The organism is Maritimibacter sp. (genome assembly GCF_016774595.1).
Taxonomy (GTDB): Bacteria; Pseudomonadota; Alphaproteobacteria; order Rhodobacterales; family Rhodobacteraceae; genus Maritimibacter; species Maritimibacter alkaliphilus.
Genome location: NZ_JACBWT010000001.1, coordinates 1754426 through 1775212, shown reverse-complemented (window position 1 = coordinate 1775212; position 20787 = coordinate 1754426). Strand labels below are relative to the sequence as shown.

Sequence of the window (20787 nt, the reverse complement as noted above, 5' to 3'; positions counted from 1 at the left end):
GACAGATATCGTTCACGCATGAGCGATCTGTGCTGGGCTCGAAAGAACGCACCGGAGGATCAGGCCTGAGGCCGGTTCTTCTGCGGTAGCCGTGGCAAAACGTGATGACATTCTGCGTGAAGATGCGCGCTTCAGAATTCTCCGTCTTCTGTCGGACAACCCGGAAATGAGCCAGCGTGAAATCGCGAGCAGTGTGGGCATCAGCCATGGGGCGACCAACTATCTGCTCAAAGCCCTGGTCGAAAAGGGTCACGTGAAACTCGCCAATTTCCAGGCCGCCGCGGACAAGCGCCGCTACGCCTACGTTCTGACCCCACGCGGACTGGCCGCGAAGGCTGAGCTCACCCGCAAGTTCCTGGTCCGCAAGCGCGCCGAATTCGACGCCTTGCAAAGCGAGATTGAGGCACTGGAGGCCGACATGGGCGACGCGAAGGGCGACAAGGTGTGAGGTTGGCATCCAAAACCACGGGAGTTTGCCTTATCGGCGGTTTGGGGTTTTTATCGTCTATAAAAAGTAGGGACTTTGCGGCGGTTCTGACATGATGTGGCAGGAAACACGCAGATCGGATTTGGTGAGGTTCGTTGGCTTGATCGGGGTCGGGTCGAGGGTATCGTTGGGCGCAACGAAACCTGACAGGCAGTGGGTCGACACTTTGCAGGGAATAGACACACAAGCCCGGAATTGTCGCAGCGCAGCATGTCGCGATGATCGGGGAGACTTGGCGCGAGTGCAAAATCGCGTTGATCGAGGAATCGCGGGCTTCTGGCATTCAGCTCTGCACAGTCTACTTCGGCTGTCGCGGGGGGTGCTAAAGAGCGTCGGGACCGCGATTGTGCTGTGCTGCGCAATGTCCGCCCCGGCCAAAGCGGCCGAGGGCTACACTTGGTCTCACCCGATGCCAAAACGTGAGATCACGTCGCGCGGCCTGTTTGGCCCGATTGTCTTCTCGGACACGAATGAAACACGACCAGAAAAAGCCGCGCGGGTTCTGGATACGGCGATCACGACCATCCCGTCCGATCTCGGTGGGATTGCGACGTTTCCAATCGACAATTTTGCAGTGACGGCCGCGTCAGTCGCCGGCGTCGGAGCCCTCATGCTCGTCGATCGTCAGACCACCGCGTTTTGGCAGGACAGCATCGAACCGGTGTTCCAGAACTTCAAACTGCCAAGGTTGGCGCGCGCGGGGCCATCTTGGTTAAGCACCGAAAGTCAGTGGTTGTTGGCGGGTGTGTCGGCAACCTACGCGTTTGGATTGCTGGCGAATGATGAAAAGGCGCAGGCTGCCGCAACCTTGTCCGCAAAGGCCATCGCGTACTCGTACATGACGTCACAGTTGGTCCTGAAGCCACTCTTGGGTCGAAATCGGCCTGTGGACGGCTTGTCGTCCTTTGTGGGTGATCCGGGTGATTTCACAACCAACCCGTTCGATTTTGGAAATCGTCGGGGCATTCCATTTCGACCCGCGGCTTTTGGGACCGCGATGCCATCGTTCCACGTAACACACTATTTCGCCGTCGCACGCGTCTACTCGGGTGTCTATGATAATTCGCCTTGGCCGTATGCTGTGGCAGGTTTGTTGACCGTCTCAAATATTTCCGGCCATAATCATTGGGTGTCCGATATGGTTGCCGGCGGGCTGATTGGCTTCGCCATAGGATCTGTTGTGTTGAACAACTATGATGAGCGTCGCGCTGGCGAGTTTGACCTTATACCCTCGGTGTCGTCCCGTGGCGTCGGGCTTACCGCGTCCATGAAGTTTTAGTTGGTGGCCGAATATTTCAGGGAGTGCGGTGTCGGGTTACAGCCCAGCAGACACAACAGTGCCGAGATCATTCAGCAAGCAGGCGTTTCAAGGTTTTGGCGAATAGTCTTATCACCATTTGTTTCAAATCGTCAGAATATAACGGTACCAAAGATGACTTGCGGTAGAATCCACCCTCGCGCTCGGCCGGTGAAGGTGCCCTGTCGTTTGCCACGAATGATACGTGAACGCACTACGCTTAACCAAAGCCTCAGATGTGACCCGGCCGTACCAGTCCTCTCAAACGATACGCAGAGACTGACCCACTCCAAAACATGAACTATCATACAAAAAAAATTGCCGACTTGCGGCTGGGTCTATTTCGAAAGCCCGAGATTTCAGGCAACCGTAGCATGCCTTGGAGGATTGCTTGGTACCTAGTGAACCGAATGTTTTTTCAATCGGCGATCATGGGTCTGATACCGAGTCGCGCGAAGGCGGTTGTCCTAAGAGGTTTTGGCGCCAAAATAGGGGAAGGTTTGGTCTGCAAGCCGCGCGTGACGATCAAGTATCCATGGTTCCTGGAGTTGGGAGACCATGTCTGGTTGGGTGAAATGGTCTGGATCGATAACAGTTGTCTGGTACGAATTGGTGACAACTGTTGCATTAGCCAAGGTGCCTACATTTTTACGGGCAACCACGACTGGTCCGATCCGGCCTTTTCGTTCTTCGCGCGCCCTGTCACACTTGGAAATGGCGTATGGGTGACGGCTTTCAATCGACTTGGGCCCGGCGCAGACATACCGACAGGCCATGCTGTGCTCTCCGGGCAAAGCAGCACATCGATTCAGCGAGATGCCTGATCAAAGCAAAATTGCAATACAATGCAGCCTCCTGTCGCGTCGCGGTGGCGGATTGCCGGCAGCTGTTCTCCCAATATCGAAGCGCCTTGGTCATGAGGCTTTCCTCGTCACCAATGATGCCCCGGAAGAAACACCAGCCGAAATGGTATGCAAAGTCCGGTCTTTCGGACCGTTCTCGACAGCATCTCGGACATTGAATGCAAACGGGGCGCGCCTCGTGCATACGCATGGCCTTTGGACAAATCTTTCGGTGGCAGCCGTTCGATGGCGGAAGAAGACGGGGAGCCCGACGATCGTATCGCCTCATGGAATGCTCGATTTTTGGGCTTTGCGACAGGGACAACGCAAGAAAGATATTGCGCTACGGCTTTTGGAGCGTGCTCACATGAATGGCTCGGCCGCCGTCCATGCGCTGAATGTGGCCGAGGCTGAGGCCATACGGGCATCAGGGGTCCGTGCGCCCGTCGCCATCATTCCCAATGGAATCGATCCGGTACCGGAAGAGACCTACGTACCGCCGAATTGGGCGCGTCGCCCGACTTTGCTTTTTCTGGGCCGGCTCCATTCCAAGAAGGGCCTATCCGAACTCATAGATGCATGGACAAAAGCCCATCCGTCACTGCCTGATTGGCAGCTTGCAATCGCTGGCTGGGATGACGGTCCGAACCAGTTCAGGCAGCAGGCTGCACAATCCAATGCGCCAATCACCTTCCTGGGCCCTCTGTATGGTAGCGAAAAATCTTCCGCTTTGGCCCATTGCTCAGCCTTCGTGCTGCCTTCATTCTCTGAAGGCTTGCCGATCACCGTCTTAGAGGCCTGGTCGCATGGAAAACCGGTCCTCATGACAGAAGCCTGCAATCTGGACGACGCGTTTCGGGCTGGGGCTGCAATAAAGGTAACGACGGATTCGGACGCGCTTGCAAAGGCCCTGATTGAGACGCTGCGAGACCTCCCGCACTTGAACTCTATTGGGGAAGCCGGCCGCAGGTTGGCAGAAGCGAAATATACCTGGGATGCCATCGCACATCGTTTTCGGGCTCTTTATGCCTTTGCGCTAGGTGAAACGGAAAGCTGCGCTGACATTTGGGCTTAGGTAGATCGCAATTCGTCAAACGGCAGAGTACTGAGGTTTCTTAGAAACCATGTGATGCCCGGTTTGATGGAGCAGTGAGCTCCTTAGAAACCTCATCAATGGTTTCAGGCTCTTATGTTTGCTGTGGCTAATTGTGGCAACAGATACTCGAGCTTCCAGAACCAAATGACGAACGAAATTCCGTTAAGAACTGGTGCAAATCGGTGGCGAACGAAACAATCCGATTGCCGCGCTCAGGCGACGCTCGAATGACCTTTAGACGCACTATTGGCGCTGCTAAGGGTTCTTTCTTCGTAGCGATAACCCAGCGGTCTCAAAGGCTATTCGACGCCGACTTGGTTGTTGGCTCCCGTCAAGGTATCTGAAGTGTCGTCGTCTGATCCGAAGCATATCGACGTGCCGCACACCCGCGTGGCCTTCGCTATGGTCGGGGATGTGACGAACCCAGGCGTGGCGAGCGGCACGCCTTATTTCGCCCTCCAACATGCGGCGCGGCAAGGGTGGTCAGTGCGCGGTCTACGTTTGTCAACTGATGGAAGAAACTGGGCGAGGCGTCGCCTGCTTTGGAACCTACGCCAGAAACTAGCGAGCGGGGCGAGCGGGGGCTACCAGTACAGCGATGAGTTTCTGGACCAGCTTTGGAAACTCGATCCGCCTATGCCGGGTGAAGACATTATCAACATGTTCCAGCTTTATCCGCGCCGCATCGTTGAGCGTCACGACGGACGGTTGTTCTTCTTCGTCGACCAGACCCTGAAACAGATGTTTGAAACCTATGGCCTCGGCTTGCCTGACAAAGTCATGCATGACGCGATTGGGCGAGAACGGGATCAGTACCAGAAGGCAACTACAGTGTTCACGCAAAGCTCCTACGCGGCGCGAAGCGTCGTCGAGGACTATGGGATTGCGCCCGAAAAGGTCCAAGCAGTCGTTTGTGGTGCGAACCTCGATCCGGACGTGCTGGATGCCTGGGAAGCACAAGACCATCCGCCGCACGACCCGGGGCCTCTCCGTCTTGTTTTCGTGGGGAAAGACTGGCAGCGAAAAGGGCTTGACCGGTTGATCGCCGGGATGGAAGTCGCACGTAGCCAAGGGGCAGAGATTGATCTACGCGTAATCGGTGTTGCGCGCGAAGACGTGCCAAAGACCCTTGCGCAGGTGTCTGGGATCGAGTGGATCGGGTTCGTCGATAAGCGCCGTGAAACCGGCCGATTCGTGGACCTTCTGGCAACATGCGATGTAGGATGCCTGCTCTCGAGAGCTGAAGCGGGCGGTATGTCTCTGCGCGAATTCTGTCGCTTGGGTCTGGTAACCCTCGCACCCGACGTGGGCGGGTCGCCGGAATACGTGACTCATGGGTCGGGTCACTTGGTCAAACCTGACGCGGGGCCTGAGACGATCGGCACCATCTTGTTAGGGCTTGCCACGGATAAGACACTATTGGATCGGCAAAGGAAAATAGCTTGGAGCGAGCGGATACAGGCGTCATGGGACCTACCAATCCGTTTGATCGGCCGCCGTCTCGCAGAATAGTGGAACGATGGACCCAAATCAATGAGAGGCAATTTGAATGAAGCAACACGTACCATATCGTGTTAAGGTGATCGCGCGAAATATCCTTGATCGCGCTCGCTACGAAGACAGCGCAATAACTCGTCACGAAACAGCGACATTTCTGAAAAAGGCATTTGCGGCTGTCCAATTCAACGGAATCGAGGGCGACTATGTCGAATTCGGGACCGGTGAGTGCTTTTCATTTTCGGTGGCATCCCGAGCCAATGCGCGTTCATCGCGTCCGCAGCGCAAGCTTTGGGGATTTGATAGCTTTGAGGGCTTGCCTGAGGAAGAGTCTGAGCGTGATGCGCATAGGGCTTGGGTGAAAGGCGAGATGGCGATAGGCATTGAGCGGTTTCATAGGCTCTGTAAGCGGAAGGGTGTTCGAAACTATGAGCTAGTTCCGGGCTTTTACGATGTGTCTCTCCCTAAGCTCGGCGCTGACTTTTTGCCTCGCGGTAAAATCGCGATCGCTTATGTTGATTGTGATCTTTATTCATCGACTAAGTGCGTCCTTGAATTCCTCAGGCCGCGTCTTCAGGGTGGCATGATTTTGGCTTTCGATGATTTTTTCAACTTCAACCACACGGGCATCTCTGGTGAAAAACGGGCGTTTTCTGAATTCGCAAGCATCACTTCCGAAAATTTTTCGTTTCAGCCGTATATACAATACGCCTACGCTGGAATGAGCTATATTGTCGAAGATCTTCATACGGATTGAAGAATGGATCGGCCTCGGAAAGTGAGCGTTATCCAGCCGGGCGCGCGTCTACATTACGCCATGCCGCGCGTATTTGCCGAAGCAGGCTTGCTGGAGCGACTATACACCGACCTTCATGCCGATCATATCTGGTTGCGAGGAATGGAGGCGATATTGCCAGCACGCGCCATTCCCAAGGCGGTACGGCGCCTTTTTGGGCGGCGCCTCCCTGCTGGCTTACCGCGATCGTTGGTCCATGACCGAGCCTTGGAATCCGTTCTGCGCACGGCTGGTGAGATGGTAGGCGTCGGTAGCGGGCAGAGCCGCGTTACAGAGGGCCTGCTGCGGGACCTTGAAGCCGCACCACTGGGTGAAGGCGACGTGGTCTATACGGTGATCGTCAATGAAGATTTGGAAGTCATGCAACGACTGAAGGACCGCGGCGTGAAGATCGTGCATGAATGCATTTTAGGGCCGGACGTAGGGCTTTTGCTCTTGGAGGAACACTCACGCTTTCCCGATTTGGGTCCTGCGCCGGACAAGTCGGAGATCGAACAGGGCCGTGCACGTGACGCTCGCAAGTACGCCGTGGCGGATTTGACGCTTGTCCCCTCGGTCTTCACCGAAACTGCAGTGCGCGAGCTGGCTCCGAAAGAGGTTTGCGTTGCGCGCGTCCCTTACGGGTTCTCACTAGACTCCTTTTCAGGAAGGCCAGACGTAGAAGCGGAACAGGGAAGAGCCTTGGCCGTAGGCTCTGTCGGACGTCGAAAAGGACATCCCGATCTCGCCGCTGCGGCCAGGCTGCTCGCGGCGCGTGGCTCGCACGTACATGTTCGTGTGGTCGGCCCAGTCGAGGACACAGTTTTGCGCCATCCAGCAATGTGTGGGCCGACCTATGTGGGCCAGGTGCCAAGATCCCTTGTCGCGAATGAGTACGCGAAGGCGGATTTCTTCGTTCTGCCGACGATCTGCGATAGTTTCGGAATTGTCATTGTGGAGGCCATGGCGGCGGGACTGCCCGTCATTACCACGCCGAACTGTGGCGATATTGTCCGCGACGGTATCGACGGGTTTATAGTGCCGATCCGCGATCCGGAGACATTGGCGGCAAGGATGGAAGAACTATCAGAGGACCGCGGAATGCGTGCGCAAATGTCCGCCGCAGCAAGAGAGCGAGCTATGGAATTTAGCCAAGAAGCCTATGCAAAACGCCTCTTGCACGCGGTTCGAGCGTTGGACGCAACCTTCCAAAATAAGGTTATAGGATAACTGCGCATGCTCGTAAGTGATCTGTATATATTGACGATTGTATTTTTCTTGGCCGTTTGGGGGCAGGCTTGGAGAAAGTTTCGTGATCCATTTCACCCATTGATCTTCCTGATGCCACAGTTTGCCTTTCTCTACGGATTCATGCCGTACAGTTTATACAGGGAAGATCCTCAAAGGTTCCTTCTCTGGGTTGGAGGCGATGATGTCTATAGATATCAGTCAATATCTATTGGATTGGTATTGTGTCTGGTTGCTGGGGTAAGCTACGGTAGCCGAAGATTGACCCGATCCAAGGTTCGCTGGCAAACGGTGCAGCTACACGGAGAGAAGGCCATCCGATTGGTTGGATTGGCTCTTGGTCTGGTTGGGTGGGTGGCCTGGCTTTACATCGTGAGGGCTTCAGGTGGCTTTGAAGGAGCGTATGGGTCCGCGTATGGCGGTGGCTGGGTGCCAAACGGGTACATACGCGAGATGCGGTTTGTAGGTCTTGGCGGAGCACTTCTAATTTTCTTGCCTAGAGTAGGGCGTGGCATGCGTTTGTTAGATTGGCTAATGGTCGCAATGTGTGTTGCGCCAACACTTAGCCACGCCATCTTAGGAGCACGACGTGGCCCAGCACTTCTCTCGCTTGTCGTTCTGGTGGGTGGATATATATATTTTATGCGGAAGAGAGTTTCGGTCATCCTGGTCGCAGGTGGAGGAATGTTGGCTGGATCTTTGATGCTGTTTTTGGTTGCAAACAGGAATTCACTATACCTTGGCTCAAAGGCGGTCAATTTTTCCAGTCCGTTGGAGCATATGAACCGCTGGGTGTCCAACGAGTACCTTATCGGCGGGGCTGCGGTACGATATGCAGATCAGTATGGGGCTTTCTATGGTGCGCGGGAGTTAATTTGGCTTATTGGACGGTTCTTGCCGCGGTCCGTGTGGCCTGATGTGTATGTGCAGTTGCCGCAGCTGTTGGGTGTTGAAGTGGACTTGCGCAAGAACGGTGGCGTGAGTCGCGAGGGCATAGCTTCAGTTGCAAATTTTGAACCCAGCGTGGGGGCTGCAGAGGCATTTACGGGGAGCTTGTGGATGGAGTTTGGTGCCGCCTCATTCATTGTCGCCTTTTTGATCGGTCTATTTTACGTAAGAGTATGGAAAGCCGCGAGGTCCAGCATTTCTGCGCGGTTGATTTATTTGTTCATGGTCGCACTTTCTGTTTACTTGGTTATGCAGTCAATCGACCCATGGCTCTACCGACTGATCCTATTTGGGCTACCGGTGGTTCTTGTTGCTCGCATATTAGATCGGCGAGGTGGGCGCCTTAGCCGGACCGCTGTGGTGGGTCGGAGTCGAGAATCCCAAGTGTACACTTCTCCTCTGAAGCCCGATTTTCGGTTCACTTATGAAAGGATTGAGGATGAGTGAGAAACGGCAGAAGATATTAGCCGGACCTTTTCGCGGAGCGACGACATATCTTGATTGGCGGCGCTCCAAGCGCAAGGTCTTTGGGGTTTATGAGCATGTGTTGAATAATTGGATGACAGAGAAGATTGGCAAGCACGACACATTTTTTGATGTAGGTGCTAATAATGGCTATCACACTTATGGCTTTGCCTGGGCGGCCAAGAAGGCTGGGCACAGGCGGCCTGTTGTAGTGGCTGTGGAGCCGACAGTTAAAGAGCAGCTTCGTGAGCCGATGACATGGAACGAATACACTGGCTGCGATATCCAGTTGGTCGAGAAACTGTGCGGTACCGTCACGGACGATGCGACGATCTCTCTACCTGACCTGCTCGCGGGGCACGATGCCGGTTTGGTGAAAATCGATATTGAAGGTGCGGAGGAACTGCTGTTTGATGAGTGTCCCGAGCTTGCGGAGAACGTCAACTTCGACTGGTGTATCGAGATTCATGGGGATGACCTCATTCCCAAATTGGCAGGTGTCTTTTGTGATGCGGGAAGAAGTTTCTTATTGCAGGAATTAAGGCCATTGCCATTTATCGGTTTGGAAGCTCGGGCGATTCACACGACATGGTTGACCACTATCTAAATCGAAGAATAGCAGTCATCATCCATCGTATCGGACCGTATCACGCGGCCCGTATGCGTGCGCTGCAGCAGAAGACCGGTGCAGTGCTTGCGCTGGAAACCTGCGGGCGGGATCTGACTTACGATTGGGAGGTCGTTACCAAGAGCGACAAATTTGAGCGCGTGACGCTGTTCGCCCGAGAGGAAGAGATCACCGCTAGAGTTCTCGGCCCTGCACTCCGCCGAACCTTGAGCGACTGGCGCCCCGATTTGGTCGCTGTGCCCGGCTGGGGTGACGCGGCGGCGCTCTATGCGCTCGACTGGGCGCATCGCCATAGCGTCCCGGCGATCCTCATGTCCGACAGCCGTGCCGGGGATTCCCCGCGCAGTCGCCTGTCCGAGGCGGTCAAGCAGCTCGTCGTGCGCAGCTCCGCAGGGGGCCTGGTGGCCGGGCAGGGGCATGCCACCTATCTTCAGGCGCTGGGCATGGACGGCGCGCGCATCGCCACCGGCTATGACGTGGTCGACAATGCGCATTTCACCAATGGTGCTGAGGTGGCCCGCTCCGATCCCGGCGTGCGGGGTCGGCTGGGCCTGCCCGACCGCTACATCCTGTCGATTGGCCGACTGGTCCCGAAAAAGAACCTGTCCGCGCTGATCGCCGCCCATGCGGCCGCGCGCGACAAGCGCCCTGAGACGCCTGACCTGCTGCTTGTGGGCAGCGGCCCGGAGGAAGCAGCGCTACGCGCACAGGCGGGCGAAGGCGTCGTTTTCCGTGGTTTCGCCTCTTATGCAGATGTCCCGGCGCTCATAGCTCTGGCGGAGGGGCTGGTTCTGGCGTCGACGGTCGAGCAATGGGGGCTGGTGGTGAACGAGGCCATGGCGGCGGGGTGCCCGGTTCTGGTGTCGGAGCGTGCGGGCGCGGCGGAACTGCTTCGCGACGGCGAGACGGGCATCCTGACCGCGCCCACGGTTTCCGGTCTGACGGAGGGGGTGCAAAGGCTTCTCGACGCCGATCGCCCGGCCCTCGCGCGGGCGGCGCAGGACGCGATCGGCCTCTGGGGTCCAGAGCGTTTTGCCACGGGTCTCCTGAGCCTGGCGGATTGTCGCCCGCTGAAGCCTCTTGCCGCATCTATGCTGTCTCCAATTTTGCGCAAGCTTGCGGCACGGACCTTGGGCGCGGGGGTCGGGGCGTAAGGCAAGGAAACGATAGCAAAACAAGTGCGATGAAAAGATGTGTACATGCAAAACTCAATATGAAATGGAGTTTCATACCGCATCCATCGGCTCCGCGATATGCTTGCTTGGTTGGGATTCTGGTTTTTATACTTTAGGTACTTGGGGGCGATATGACACCTAAAACTATTTCAATTGTGAAGAGTCGTAGGGAATTCAGAGCTAAGCTGTTTCGATTTTTTCTTGCGAAGAATCTCAATAAATTTGCAAGGGACCAGGCAGATAGAGGGGTTCCAAGGCTCGCTTGTTTTTCGCAGGATTTCATTTCAATTGATATATTTTTGAATGGATTCTATGAACGTGAGGATCTAGATCTCACTAAAAGATATTTGCAAGAAAGGTTTCCTGTTGCGCTGTCGGGGACATTTGTGGATGTTGGGGCAAATATCGGAAACCACTCTTTATATTTTTCAAGATACGTAAAGCGCGTCCTTTCAATCGAGCCCAACCCCAGAACTTTCAAGGTTTTGGAAGTGAATGCTGCGATGTTCGGCGGGACTTGCTTGAACCTCGGAATTGGAGATGCTTCCGGGGTTCTAACCCTTTCTGTCCCGTCAGCGGTAAACTCGGGCCGCGCGAGTTTCAAAAGTGATAGCGGAGATAATTCCTCAAAGAAGATTGAGAAACACTCAGTGCAGGTGAAGACTCTGGATGACGTTTTGAGTGTCGTGTCCGATGTTAGCTTGATAAAGGTCGACGTCGAGGGTATGGAGGCTGAAGTGTTCGCGGGTGCAGAGGCCGTGCTGCGCCGACAACGCCCCGTGGTGCTTTTTGAGCAGGGCCGCCGGGACTTCTCTCAGGGACAATCGCGGGCTATAAACCTGTTGAAGAAATATGGCTACGAGTTCAGTGCGATTCAACGATCGCCTAGTGCGCAGGGTGGAAATTATTTGTCTTTCTTCTGGATCAAGGCTCTATTGGGGAGGCTTTTTGTGGGCGAAAGGTTGGAGGTTGTGGACGTAGACTATTTTCGATCGGATGCTTACAGCATGATAATTGCGACGCCCGAAAAAGGGCAGAAATAAGTCTATATGATATTTGAATAATTTGAACGCTTGGATAAAATGGTGACCCATCGTTTTCGATTCCACATCGGATATACTGAATCCGGGTCGAGCTCACTTCGGCAAAACGTGCTGATACATCATCCCGACATCCGTTATCTAGCTGGCAAGACGCTTGATCGGGGCCTAGCGGGTGATTGCAACGCCGGAGCGGGCGCATGCATCTTACCACGCCCTCATATACGAATCCGAACGGAAACTGGTGGCCCTGCGCGGCACCTGGCAAGAGGCGTTCCTGCCGTTTTACGATCCGGCCCGGATGAACGTGGTCCAGGACGAGCGCCTTGTGATGAACAATCGCCCGCCGGCTGTCATCGCCGCCGGCTTGCGCGCCATCGTGGGGCCCGCGCAGTTCCTTATGGTGGCGCGGGATCATGTCGGGCTGAAGCCTTCACAATACGACATGAGCCCATTCTACGAACGCGGTCCGGACCGGGGCGATCTACGCTTCACGCCGTGGCTGCAAGAGATGCTCGACAAGGCCGATGAAAACATGACCTCTTCGCAGCGCTACGGAGACATGGTGGACTTTTACGAGGGATTCTTCGTCGCGGAAAACCTGGAGGCCGCCGCCTTTGAGGAGCTGTCTTCCGACCAGGTGTTGCAGGAGGCCCTGTCGGGGGCTTTTGGGATTGATGCGGCTGAATTCACACGGATAGCAGGCATCAGCAAGAAGGGCGACGCCACCAGCCATGGCTTCAAGAAGATCACCCGCGGTATCCTTGGCGGTCGAAAGGCCGGCAGTTATCTGAGCCCGGGCCAGATCCTTTTTGCGCGGGCGGTGCTGCGCGAGCTGTTTCCGGGAAAAAAGACCGACGTCGACATGGAATACAGGACCCGGATACAAACCTATTTCACGGGCCAGAGGGTAGCCGACCTAGCCGGGCGCGAGGCGATCTCGGTGGTGCACGGGCATGACTGAACGTCCGCGCATCCTCCTCCACCCGGGCTATCCCAAGACCGGGACGACCTCCCTGCAGGCCAATGTCTTTGCCGGTCATCCGCAATTGCGGTATCTTTCGAACCATTCCGCACCGGGAGATGCGTTCCGGGATGCGCCCGAAACCGCCGAGTTTCACGCGTTGATCCGGGACATGGCGCTGGACAGCGGGCTTCGGATCGGAGCCCTGTGGCGGACGCATTTGGTGCCTGCACTCGACCGCGACCGGCTCAACGTGATTTCGGACGAGACCTTCCTGAGCAACGAGGGACCGACCACAGAGATCGCGGAGTTCTTGCGCCGCTTGACGGCCGAAACCGGGGGCCAGGTGCAGATCCTGATCACGCTGCGGACCCAGGACGATATCCTGCGTTCGATGTACGACATGTATCCCTGGCGCCACGGGGACCCGGAGCGGCGCTTCCTGCCCTTTCCGCAATGGGTTTCCCAGACTCTTGACCATGCCGGAGAGAATATTGCGGGCGCGCTGCGCTTTTCCGATGTCGTCACGCTCTACCGTGACCTCTTTGGCGCGGAAAACGTCACCGTGATATCCGTTGAAAGGCTGTTCCGCGACGGTGCCGCGCAGGCGCAGCTTTGCGAACGGCTGGGGATTGACGCAGGGGCCTTCGCTGATTTGATCGCGCGTAAGGCGGCCAATACCTCCGACGATCATGCCACAAAGAAACTGGTGCGTCGGGTGCTGGGGCCTGTCAAGGGGTCGTCGTTTCTGACACCTTGGCAGATCCGGGTCATCCGCAAGCTCCTTGCACGGGTGGTGCCGTCAAGGAAGACAGAGATCGGTACAGCGGAGCGTGCCCGCATTAAGGCATTCTATGCCGGGCAGCGCATCGCCGACCTGCCCGCGCTCGGAACGGAGGGGTTGATCCTTTGAGCAAGTATGACGAGACACCGCTGGTATTCATCCTGGGCGCCGGGCGGTCGGGGACGAACTTGCTGACCTTTGCTTTTAATGCCGAAAGCCCGGATTTCGGAAATCTCGGTGAAAACCGCTATATCTGGACCAAGGGGCAGGCTGACCCATCGGATGACCGGCGCCGGGCCACTGAGGTCACGCCTCGCCTGCGCCGTTACCTCCACCGCCATTTCGCCCTGCGTGCGCGCCGTTTCGATGGGCCGGCCACAGTGTTCCTCGACAAGACGCCGTCGAATGCCTTTCGCATCTCCTTTGCAGCCGAGATCTTCCCCAAGGCGAAGTTCATCCACATTATCCGCGACGGGCGCGACAACCTGCTGTCTCGCAGCCGCCAGTGGAAGGCTCAGGAACCGAACGAGGCCGCTGCCAGCGAACCGATGTCGGCCCTCGCGGGAAAGCTGCGCTTTCTGCGCGGGCGTTTTGCCACACTGCGCCTGCTGCTGCGCGAGGGGGCCCTGCCGGCCGACCGCATTCCCGCCATCCTGCGCGAAAGCGCGCGGCGCCAAATCCTGCCGCTGCTTACGGGGCGGTCGGTGATGTATGGCGAACGTGTGCCGGGGCTTGACCGAGTGCTGGCCGAGGAGGGCGTCGACGCCGCCGCCATCGTGCAATGGCGCGAGTCGGTCATGACGGCGCATCGCGACGGGGCGGCGCTCGGGCCGGAGCGCTATCTCGAACTGCGTTACGAGAGCTTCATCGCCGATCCCGTCGGGGAATGGCATCGCATCATGGCCTTCCTTGGCCGCGCGCCCAGCGGGGCGGGGGATGCCTGGCTGGTGAAAAACGTCATGGAGCGCAACAGCCACAAATGGGTCGACCCAGAAGCAGTCACGCGCATTTCCCGCGTCGAACGCCATTTGCGCCCCGCGCTTGAGGATCTGGGTTATGGCTGGGACATTGAGGCCACGCGATGAAATACCGTTCCGAGGTTGACGGGCTCAGGACGATTGCAGTCGTTCCGGTGATCCTGTTCCACGCAGGCGTGTCGGGGTTTTCCGGCGGGTTTGTCGGCGTGGACGTTTTCTTCGTCATCTCGGGCTACCTGATAACCGGGATCCTCGCCGAGGAAATGGCCACGGGCCGGTTCTCGCTGGTGAACTTCTACGAACGCCGCGCCCGTCGCATCCTGCCGGCGCTTTTCGTGGTGACGGCTGCTTGCCTGCCCTTTGCTTGGGCGTGGATGCTGCCGTCCGAGATGCTGAACTTCACCCGATCGCTGGTGGCAGTTAGCCTGTTTGCCTCGAACATCCTGTTCTACCTGCAGGCGGGGTATTTCGGCCCGAATGCCGAGGAACTGCCGCTTTTGCACACCTGGTCGCTGGCGGTGGAAGAGCAGTTCTACATTTTTTTTCCGCTGCTGTTGCTGCTCCTGTGGCGGCTGGGGCGCACGCGGGTTCAGATCATCCTAGGCGTGCTGGCGCTGGTCAGCCTCGGGCTGGCGCAGGCCTTCGTGATCTCTGAGCCGGACGCGACGTTTTACCTGATCCACACCCGCGCCTGGGAGTTGTTCGCCGGGGCGCTTGTGGCGCTGTGGCAGCGGCGCTCGGGGAGTCGGGTGCAGGGGGCCAACGAGATCGGGGCAGGCGCGGGCCTGCTGGCGGTACTGGGGGGCATTTTCCTGTTCGATGACGCGACGCCCTTCCCCTCGCTCTGGGCACTCTTTCCTGTTGGCGGGACGGCGCTTATCCTCCTGTTTGCCGGGCCGGACACGCTGGTGGCGCGGCTTTTGTCGCTGAAGTCGATGGTCTGGATCGGGCTCATCAGCTATTCGGCCTATCTGATCCACCAGCCCTTGCTGGCCTTTGCGCGGGTGCGTTCGATCGGCGACCCGGAACATTGGCTAATGTATGGTCTTGCGGCGCTGACCTTTCCGCTGGCCTGGCTCAGCTGGCGTTTCGTGGAACAGCCGATCCGCAGCAAGGCGCGCGTGGGGCGCGGGGCGATCTTTGCGGGCTCTGCGCTGGGGCTGGCGGCGTTCATCGCGGTGGGCATGGCGGGGCATGCCACCCGCGGCATGCCGGGGAGGTTGCCTGAGGAGGTGGTCCGAATGGCGGCATCGGGTCAGGAGAAAAACCCCCTGAGTGGGGCCTGTATGTCCTGGGAAACGCCAGAGGTGCCTGAGCCAAAATGCGTCTTTGACGGGTTCCCCAAGGTGGCAATCTTTGGGGACAGTCATGCCGATGCGCTGGCCTTCGGGCTGCGCCCCGCCTTGCGAAAAGCCGGATACGGCGTCTTTGAGGCGACGGCACAGGGATGCTTGCCCCTTCCCGGGTTTCGCAGGATCGCGGATACGGAGGCAAACTGCAGCCGCAAGAACCAGCGCCTGTGGGACCTGGCCGATCAGAATGGCTATGACGTCGTCGTCCTGGGGGGGCGGTGGTCCGTGAACATCCTGGGGACACGGTTCGACAATGGCGAAGGGGGCGTGGAACCGCCTGGCCAGAACGGCGCGCTGGAAACCCTGGACTGGTCGGGTGCTTTCGGCGCGGCCACCGATCCGGCGCGCCGCGCCCGTGTGCTCAAGCTCATGGAAGCGGAACTCAGGGCGCGCCTAGAACATCATCGTATCGTTTTGGTCTACCCGGTTCCCGAGGCGGGATGGGATGTGCCGAAGGTCGGCGCCAAGGCGATGATGCGAGGTGACAAACGGGACGTCAGCACTTCCCACGATCTTTATAAGACCCGCAATGCCGAGGTGATCGCCCTGTTCGATAGCATCAATCACCCGAACCTCTACCGGGTCCGTCCAGAGCAAGTGTTCTGCGACACCGTTCTGCCCGGCCGCTGCGCCACCACACTGGACGGCCAGCCGCTTTACCGCGATGATGATCATCTGGCTCGCCTTGGCTCGGACCTTCTGTCGGAAAAGGTGCTCGAAGTGCTCGCCACCATTTCCCCAAACGTTACGCAGGCCTCCCAGTGACTGCTTCTCTGCCGCGCCGGACCTCTGTGGTCATTCCTTGCTACAACGGGGCCGCCTTTGTGGCGGCGGCCATCGACAGCTGTTTGTCAGAAGGCGTGCCGGGTGGGCAGATCATCGTGGTGGACGACGGGTCAACCGACGCCACGGCCGACGTACTGGCCGGTTATGCCGACCGGATCCGCGTACGCAGGCAGGCGAATGCAGGCGCCTCAAAGGCCCGCAACGCCGGGCTGGCGCTGGTCGAAACACCTTACATGCTGTTTTTTGACGCTGATGACCTCTATGACGGAGGGATAATCGCCGCGCTTGAGGCCGAGATGATCCGCAGTAGGGCCGATATCGGGTTCGGCGCCATACAAAACGTGCGGCCGGATGGCAGCCTGGGCCGCAGGGTCCGCCCGCCCGACCCGACAGACCCGCAGCGCTTCCTGGAGGCTTGGCTGTCCGGGCATACAGTCCAGACCAATTCACACATGTGGCGCAGCGCGTTTCTGCGCGGCATTGGCGGTTATCGCGCCGAGATGAAAACGCTGGAGGAAATCGAGGTGGTGGTGCGTGGCATTCTGGCCGGTGCTACGCTCGCGGTCACGGATACCGGCCAGTCACTCTACATTGATCGCGGCAATGCCGACAGGGTGCGATACGGCAATTCGCCAGAGGTGATCCGCTCTGCGGTGGATGGTTTCGCGGCGGTTGAAGCGTCGCTGAACACGCACGGTCAGCGCCGGGCCCTGGGCAAGCGTTATTATCAACAGGCCCGTTCGGCGTTTCGGCAGGGATACAGCGCCCTTGGCCATGAAGCTCTGGCCCGGGCGCGCGCCTGCGGGTTTCGCGGGCATCTGGGCACACGCGGTCACCGCATCCTCTGCGGAATATTCGGGCTTGAGCGCAAGGAACGCTGGTCGGGGAGGCAATTGAGATGAGCGTTCGCAAGCCGCGCAGTTTCGCTAGGGATGTTTCGATCAACCTGATCTTCCCGCCGCTGATGGTCGTGATCACGCTGATCTCGGTGCCGCTTTACCTCGCGCAGATCGGACTGGAGCGTTATGGCATCCTGACACTAGTCTGGTCGATCACCGGCATGTTCGCCTTTTTCGACTTTGGCATGGGCGCGGCCACGACCTACCTCGTGGCAAAGGCCCGCAATGGGCAGGCGGGGCCATCAGTCGGGTCGGTGATACTGACCACCGGGCTGGCGAACGCGGGGATTGGTATGGTCCTGGCGCTGGTGTTCTGGCTGGGCGTCGGGCCTCTGGTTTTTGGCAACGTCAAGACCGACGCCGCCCTTGCCGCCGAGCTTTCAGCTGCCATGGGCTGGATCACGCTCCTGCTGCCGGTGGGGCTGGTGACATCGATCCTGAGCAATGCCATGGACGGCGAACGGCGATTCTTGAGTGGAAACCTGATCGGAACAAGCGTCAACATCGCCACGGTCATGGGTACGCTGGCCGTTTCATACTGGATCGGACCAGAGCTTCCCAATCTCGTCCTGACGGTCTTAATCACGCGCATTCTGGGTCTCATGACCTATGCAATGGCGGGTTGGTCCTCCTTGCAGGGGGGACGCCTGATGACTTGGTCCGAATTCCGGAGTACTCTGCATTTTGGCGGCTGGCAGGTGGTATTTTCCAGCATCTCGGGCATCACAAGTTCGGCGGACCGTTTCGTCATCGGCTGGATCGCGGGGGCCGGGGCCACGGCGCTTTATGCCATTCCCATGAACTTGACCGCCCGGCTGCGCTTTCTGCCGGAGGCGCTGATCCGGACACTCTATCCCCGCCTTTCAGAAGCCTCCGGCGAGGACGTACGGCAGGACCTGGGGGCGCGCGCTTTGGATGGCATGCTTGCCGGCATGGCCCTTCTCATCATACCGGCCATCCTCGTTGTGCGGCCGTTCTTTGCGGTCTGGCTGGGGTCGGACTACGAAGCCAGTGCCGGTATGATCGCGCAGATCCTGTTGACGGGTGTCTATGTGCAATCTTGCCTGCGGGTGCTTTTGGTGCTGCAACGCGCATCGGGGCGGCCAGACCTGCCGGCACGGCTGCGTGCGGTTTCGGCCCTGCCCTTCCTGTTGGCGCTCGTGCTCGGCGTCTGGGTGGACGGGGCGCGAGGAGCCTCGGTGGTGATTCTCCTCAGGTTCGCCGCCGAATGCGTCTGGGCTCTGCATGTCTCGGGCCTGCTGTCCCGCATGGCGCCCCGGGTCGTTGGCTATTTGTTCTTGTGCCTCCTTGCGATGCTGGTTGCGGCACTTGGCTACGGCATCTGGACCGGTGCGATCCTCACTGCGACAAGCTTTCTTGCCCTGGGTGTTCTGGCGCTCTGTCAATCGCCGGATATCGCCAGTCTCGCCAACCGGCTCCTCCGGAAATCGGTTCGGGCGGAGCAGATCTAATGCAAGTTTCGAGCGCGGTTGCCGCCGCCCGTCTGCGCGGGACCCTGATCGCCATGAAACCTAGGCGGATCCTCCTGCATGCTGGCCGGGTCAAGACTGGAAGCACCTTCCTTCAGGCGGCGCTGATGGAGGCGGCGCTTGATGCGTCCGGATGGCTATTCCCGCGCAGCCTGCTTCACATCGGGCGGTTCCAGCCGCGTGATCGTGGCGTCCGCCTGAATGGCCATGCCATCCTCAGCCGCCTATCGGTCGGCATGACGTTTGATACAGGCTTGCTCAATGCGTTTCACACGGAAGCGCTGGCCAGGCCCGGGCATAGCTTAATCCTGTCCGCCGAGGATCTCGGCCGCGATCCGCGAGACAACCGCATGCAGGCGCTCGGGGAGATATTCGAAGGCTTCGACGTCGAGATCGTGATGTATCTCAGGCGGCCGTCGACCTGGATCAATTCCGTTTACATCGAGCGCATCACCAGTGGCCACGGCCGGGAGTTCCGCTCCTACGACGACTTGGCAAGTGATCTCTTCGCGGCCGCGCGGACCGCGCCATTCATTGCGCAACTCCGGCAGTGGAAGACGCCGCCGAAGCTCGTTTTCCGCAATTACGACACGGCCCGGGAAGCCGACGGGGGCTTGCTCGGCGACTTCGCCCGCGCGTTCGACCTCCCGCGGGTCGAGGCTCCGGAGCGGGTCGACATTAACCGATCCCCGGATTTTGCCGCTGCCCGCGGCATCCGGGTGTTCAATGCCTTGAGCCGGGGCGTGACGGGCGACGTGTACGAAGACCTGTACGGTCAGCTTCTCGACAATCTGGTGACCCTCGAAGGCGAGATGCGTGGATCCTTCCTGACCGAAGAGCAGGCGCGGGAGATCGATGCGCGCTGGTTCGCGGAAAACCGCGCGCTTGTTGACGACGGTCACATGGATGAAGCGGACTATGCCGCTCTGATCGATGGTGACGAGGCGCGCATCTTGCCGGACGCGGTCTTGGAGGGGCAAGTCATGACCATGGTTTGCGAGCACCTAGCGCGAAGCGGGATCAACGGCTTTCAGGCGGCCCCAACTTTGTCCGGGATCGGGAAGCTGTTCTTGCGACATGGTCTCGCCGGGTTGCGGCGACGGTCCAGAATGTTATTGAGGGGGCGGGTATGACCGCTGAAAAACCTGTGTTTCTGCTGGGTCTCGGTGCGCAGAAGGCGGGGACGACCTGGCTGCATGATCATCTTTCGGGGCATCCGTCAGCGAATTTTGGTATGATGAAGGAATATCATATCTTTGATGCGTTGTACGTTGAGGACATGCGCTACTTTCTCGACAGGCGTGATGTCACACCGTCGTCCAGTCCGCGCCAGTTCCTTTCGATCCTGAGGCGGACGGGACGACGGCCACAAACCCTCGAAGCACTACGTGCGCGGCTTCGGGCAGGGGCAGACAGCTACTCCGGGTATTTTCGGGACCTTGTGAACGCGGTGTCCGAATGCCACCTGACTGGAGACATGACGCCGGAATATGGATGCCTTCCGCGGGACGTTTTCGCCGAGATTCGATCGCATCTTGAAGCGGCTGGATTCACTGTTCGGCCGGTCTTTCTCCTGCGTGACCCGGTTGCGCGCTGCATCTCTGCGGCTCGGATGTATATAGGTCGGGAGGCCAACAGGCTGAATGCAAAAACCTATGCCCAAATCGGTCTTTGTACGGCGATGGATGTACATCCGTTCACGCCACACGCGGAAATACGTACGCGCTATGATCGGACCCTGACAGAGGTCGAGGCCGTATTCCAACAAGATGAATTTTTTGTCGGGTTCTACGAAGAGCTTTTCTCGGACGCGGAAATCAGGCGCCTTTCGCATTTCCTGGGAATTCCCCATGTTTCGCCAGATTTCGGCAAAGAAGTGAACGCAAGCTCGACCCCCAAGACCAAAATCGACCCGGCACTGCGGGCCCGGATCGCGACCCATTACCGTCCAGTCTATGAGGACATGTTCCGCCGTTTCGGCGAGGAGCGGATCCGCAGGCTCTGGCCGTCTGCCGTGCTGCTTGACTAGGAGGACGC

The 20787-nt window shown here is 58.4% G+C and carries 19 protein-coding genes; all 19 read left to right on the top strand.

All coding sequences use genetic code 11. From position 1 onward, the window contains the following. The first annotated feature begins 91 nt into the window (after positions 1-91). The 19 genes from HOY44_RS09075 (at position 92) to HOY44_RS08985 (ending at position 20779) form a co-directional block, all read left to right on the top strand. Complete coding sequence (locus tag HOY44_RS09075; protein ID WP_287434413.1) at positions 92-448, top strand: MarR family EPS-associated transcriptional regulator; 357 nt, start codon at positions 92-94, stop codon at positions 446-448. A gap of 448 nt (positions 449-896) precedes the next feature. Next, positions 897-1766 (top strand): phosphatase PAP2 family protein, encoded by an 870-nt coding sequence (locus tag HOY44_RS09070; RefSeq protein WP_287434411.1) that lies wholly within the window; start codon positions 897-899, stop codon positions 1764-1766. A gap of 428 nt (positions 1767-2194) precedes the next feature. Beyond that, positions 2195-2608 carry an LbetaH domain-containing protein gene (locus HOY44_RS09065; RefSeq protein ID WP_287434410.1) on the top strand — a complete coding sequence of 138 codons (414 nt, stop codon included), beginning with the start codon at positions 2195-2197 and terminating at the stop codon, positions 2606-2608. Beyond that, the gene (locus HOY44_RS09060; RefSeq protein ID WP_287434408.1) at positions 2601-3701 is read left to right on the top strand and encodes a glycosyltransferase; all 1101 of its coding nucleotides are present in this window, start codon (positions 2601-2603) and stop codon (positions 3699-3701) included. The genes HOY44_RS09065 and HOY44_RS09060 overlap by 8 nt, the downstream gene beginning before the upstream one ends. Before the next feature lie 339 nt (positions 3702-4040). Next, positions 4041-5234 carry a glycosyltransferase family 4 protein gene (locus tag HOY44_RS09055; RefSeq protein WP_287434406.1) on the top strand — a complete coding sequence of 398 codons (1194 nt, stop codon included), beginning with the start codon at positions 4041-4043 and terminating at the stop codon, positions 5232-5234. Between the two features lie 37 nt (positions 5235-5271). Then, positions 5272-5976 (top strand): TylF/MycF/NovP-related O-methyltransferase, encoded by a 705-nt coding sequence (locus tag HOY44_RS09050; protein WP_287434405.1) that lies wholly within the window; start codon positions 5272-5274, stop codon positions 5974-5976. Between the two features lie 246 nt (positions 5977-6222). After that, complete coding sequence (locus HOY44_RS09045; protein ID WP_287434403.1) at positions 6223-7224, top strand: glycosyltransferase family 4 protein; 1002 nt, start codon at positions 6223-6225, stop codon at positions 7222-7224. Between the two features lie 6 nt (positions 7225-7230). After that, positions 7231-8637 (top strand): hypothetical protein, encoded by a 1407-nt coding sequence (locus HOY44_RS09040; RefSeq protein ID WP_287434401.1) that lies wholly within the window; start codon positions 7231-7233, stop codon positions 8635-8637. Further along, entirely contained in the window at positions 8630-9262 is a 633-nt protein-coding gene (locus HOY44_RS09035; protein WP_287434399.1) for a class I SAM-dependent methyltransferase, read from the top strand. Before HOY44_RS09040 ends, HOY44_RS09035 begins: the two co-directional genes overlap by 8 nt. A gap of 53 nt (positions 9263-9315) precedes the next feature. Beyond that, positions 9316-10437, top strand: coding sequence for a glycosyltransferase family 4 protein (locus tag HOY44_RS09030; protein WP_287434397.1), 1122 nt, complete (start codon positions 9316-9318; stop codon positions 10435-10437). A gap of 152 nt (positions 10438-10589) precedes the next feature. Then, positions 10590-11501 carry an FkbM family methyltransferase gene (locus HOY44_RS09025; RefSeq protein WP_287434394.1) on the top strand — a complete coding sequence of 304 codons (912 nt, stop codon included), beginning with the start codon at positions 10590-10592 and terminating at the stop codon, positions 11499-11501. A 241-nt stretch (positions 11502-11742) separates the two neighbouring features. Further along, positions 11743-12462 carry a hypothetical protein gene (locus tag HOY44_RS09020; RefSeq protein WP_287434392.1) on the top strand — a complete coding sequence of 240 codons (720 nt, stop codon included), beginning with the start codon at positions 11743-11745 and terminating at the stop codon, positions 12460-12462. Next, positions 12455-13375 carry a hypothetical protein gene (locus tag HOY44_RS09015; protein ID WP_287434389.1) on the top strand — a complete coding sequence of 307 codons (921 nt, stop codon included), beginning with the start codon at positions 12455-12457 and terminating at the stop codon, positions 13373-13375. The genes HOY44_RS09020 and HOY44_RS09015 overlap by 8 nt, the downstream gene beginning before the upstream one ends. Further along, a complete protein-coding gene (locus HOY44_RS09010; RefSeq protein WP_287434387.1) occupies positions 13372-14331 on the top strand; it encodes a sulfotransferase family protein in 960 nt (319 codons plus the stop codon). The genes HOY44_RS09015 and HOY44_RS09010 overlap by 4 nt, the downstream gene beginning before the upstream one ends. Beyond that, positions 14328-16340: an acyltransferase family protein gene (locus HOY44_RS09005; RefSeq protein ID WP_287434385.1), complete on the top strand. Its 2013-nt coding sequence runs from the start codon at positions 14328-14330 to the stop codon at positions 16338-16340. The genes HOY44_RS09010 and HOY44_RS09005 overlap by 4 nt, the downstream gene beginning before the upstream one ends. Beyond that, complete coding sequence (locus tag HOY44_RS09000; protein ID WP_287434383.1) at positions 16337-17263, top strand: glycosyltransferase family 2 protein; 927 nt, start codon at positions 16337-16339, stop codon at positions 17261-17263. The genes HOY44_RS09005 and HOY44_RS09000 overlap by 4 nt, the downstream gene beginning before the upstream one ends. Next, a complete protein-coding gene (locus tag HOY44_RS08995; protein WP_287434381.1) occupies positions 17260-18732 on the top strand; it encodes an oligosaccharide flippase family protein in 1473 nt (490 codons plus the stop codon). Before HOY44_RS09000 ends, HOY44_RS08995 begins: the two co-directional genes overlap by 4 nt. Continuing rightward, the gene (locus HOY44_RS08990) at positions 18732-19883 is read left to right on the top strand and encodes a hypothetical protein (protein ID WP_287434379.1); all 1152 of its coding nucleotides are present in this window, start codon (positions 18732-18734) and stop codon (positions 19881-19883) included. The genes HOY44_RS08995 and HOY44_RS08990 overlap by 1 nt, the downstream gene beginning before the upstream one ends. Beyond that, on the top strand, positions 19880-20779 hold the full coding sequence (locus HOY44_RS08985; protein ID WP_287434377.1) for a sulfotransferase: 900 nt from the start codon (positions 19880-19882) through the stop codon (positions 20777-20779). The genes HOY44_RS08990 and HOY44_RS08985 overlap by 4 nt, the downstream gene beginning before the upstream one ends. Positions 20780-20787 lie beyond the last annotated feature (8 nt).

Bases quoted from the DNA above. Each gene is read 5' to 3' on its own strand.
- HOY44_RS09065 (WP_287434410.1), top strand. From the start codon at position 2,195: ATGTTTTTTCAATCGGCGATCATGGGTCTGATACCGAGTCGCGCGAAG.
- HOY44_RS08995 (WP_287434381.1), top strand. From the start codon at position 17,260: ATGAGCGTTCGCAAGCCGCGCAGTTTCGCTAGGGATGTTTCGATCAAC.
- HOY44_RS08990 (WP_287434379.1), top strand. From the start codon at position 18,732: ATGCAAGTTTCGAGCGCGGTTGCCGCCGCCCGTCTGCGCGGGACCCTG.
- HOY44_RS08985 (WP_287434377.1), top strand. From the start codon at position 19,880: ATGACCGCTGAAAAACCTGTGTTTCTGCTGGGTCTCGGTGCGCAGAAG.
- HOY44_RS09060 (WP_287434408.1), top strand. From the start codon at position 2,601: ATGCCTGATCAAAGCAAAATTGCAATACAATGCAGCCTCCTGTCGCGT.
- HOY44_RS09015 (WP_287434389.1), top strand. From the start codon at position 12,455: ATGACTGAACGTCCGCGCATCCTCCTCCACCCGGGCTATCCCAAGACC.
- HOY44_RS09040 (WP_287434401.1), top strand. From the start codon at position 7,231: ATGCTCGTAAGTGATCTGTATATATTGACGATTGTATTTTTCTTGGCC.
- HOY44_RS09050 (WP_287434405.1), top strand. From the start codon at position 5,272: ATGAAGCAACACGTACCATATCGTGTTAAGGTGATCGCGCGAAATATC.
- HOY44_RS09025 (WP_287434394.1), top strand. From the start codon at position 10,590: ATGACACCTAAAACTATTTCAATTGTGAAGAGTCGTAGGGAATTCAGA.
- HOY44_RS09035 (WP_287434399.1), top strand. From the start codon at position 8,630: ATGAGTGAGAAACGGCAGAAGATATTAGCCGGACCTTTTCGCGGAGCG.
- HOY44_RS09070 (WP_287434411.1), top strand. From the start codon at position 897: ATGCCAAAACGTGAGATCACGTCGCGCGGCCTGTTTGGCCCGATTGTC.
- HOY44_RS09005 (WP_287434385.1), top strand. From the start codon at position 14,328: ATGAAATACCGTTCCGAGGTTGACGGGCTCAGGACGATTGCAGTCGTT.
- HOY44_RS09030 (WP_287434397.1), top strand. From the start codon at position 9,316: ATGCGTGCGCTGCAGCAGAAGACCGGTGCAGTGCTTGCGCTGGAAACC.